A 1,511-nucleotide genomic window follows, 5' to 3' on the forward strand; every position below is an offset into this window, starting at 1 on the left:
CTGTTACCAATACCCCTACCATACCCAGAAGCCCACCCGTGGTTATTTATTAATTGATTGCCTTTACTTAATAATATATTTCAACAACATTTATTGTTTAACTAAAACATTTTTTATGAAATTTTACCTTAGTTGTTTATTGCTATTACTTTCTTCCTCATTGGCCCACGCCCAATTAGAACAAGGCACCTGGCTGGTTGGGGGTGCCTTTAGCTTTAGTACTGATGAAAGTAGAACCCCGTATCCCAATTCTACAATAATTAGTGTTTATCGAAATACAAATTTTAAAATAAATCCAAGTATTGGCTACTTTCTTTTTGATAAATTAGCTGCCGGTATTAAACCTCAATTTACCTGGTACAAAGCCACTCCAATTGAAAATAGTTCTGGCACAGCAAATTATACACGCTTTTGGATAGGCCCATTTATACGATATTATTTACTTAAGCCGGACAGGCAATGGAACTTTTTAACCGAAGCAAACTATCAGTATGAAATTACTTTTAATAAACCGGATAAAGTAGGTTCGAATAATTATTCTTTTAATGCAGGGCCTGTTATTTATTTAAATTCATCAGTAGGTATAGAATTTTTAATGGGATATTATTATTTAACCTATGGAGCGGGGAAACAATTTAATGAGTTCAGAGGCATTCAATTAAATATTGGTTTACAAATTCATTTAACTAAATAAAAATATTTATATGAAAAAAATTATCTTTCTATTTTGCAGTTTAATAATTACAGCAACAACGATAAAAGCACAGGCAACATACACAATCATGCCAGATATTAATCAGGAATATTGCCCAAATCAAAATATCAATTTCACTATTACAATTACAGGAGCTACGAATGTTAGACTTTCATCCAAGGCAAATATCATTCCACCCACAATTGTAACCCCGCTTGCACAAGATCAATCAAATCCTTCAGTTTATACTTTTACAGGTAGTTTTCAAGATTATAATGAGCAACAAACTTTTACTTTATATTACGATGATGTTACTTTGGGGCCTGGAAAATCATATGATTTCACATTTACTAAAATTAAGTCACTCAATATTCCTTCCCCTCTGTATTCGCAGGTTAAACCAAATCCTGCTAGCATAACTGCACCTCGTTGCCAGAGCCAGAATTTTAATATTTATTTTAATAATGTACAATTTTCCAATTCTGCCTTATCTACTCCTATTGCCTATGGAACCATTACCGATTATGAATATCTTTTACCAAAGGGATGGAAGCTGAATGGACAAACTGCTACAGGTACAAACTGGTTACCCGGTAAAAATAATGTATCTGTTACCAGTGATTCATCGAATGGAGATAATACTTATATCCAAATAAGAGCAGTAAATCCCTGTGGTTCTAATCTGATTAAAGGGCATAATTCCGATATAGGTTTAATAAAGGTTTCCCGACCTGCACCTACTTTAAGCATAACAAGTAATTCATTTAACTTATGTAGTGCTACTACTGGTGCATTTACCATTAATGGAATACCCACC

Annotated in this window: 2 protein-coding genes; both read left to right on the forward strand. The window is 33.3% G+C overall.

What is annotated here, in order from left to right; translation table 11 throughout:
• Positions 1 to 115: 115 nt before the first annotated feature.
• Positions 116 to 694 carry a hypothetical protein gene (locus LX80_RS14330; RefSeq protein WP_146250565.1) on the forward strand — a complete coding sequence of 193 codons (579 nt, stop codon included), beginning with the start codon at positions 116 to 118 and terminating at the stop codon, positions 692 to 694.
• An 88-nt stretch (positions 695 to 782) separates the two neighbouring features.
• Positions 783 to 1,511 (forward strand): hypothetical protein (locus LX80_RS14335; RefSeq protein WP_170120479.1); only part of this gene is annotated, 729 nt, incomplete at its 3' end.

It is taken from the genome of Hydrotalea sandarakina (genome assembly GCF_003254115.1).
Taxonomy (GTDB): Bacteria; Bacteroidota; Bacteroidia; order Chitinophagales; family Chitinophagaceae; genus Hydrotalea; species Hydrotalea sandarakina.

Excerpts from the sequence above, each read along its gene's own strand:
- LX80_RS14330 (WP_146250565.1), top strand. The coding sequence starts at position 116 with ATGAAATTTTACCTTAGTTGTTTATTGCTATTACTTTCTTCCTCATTG.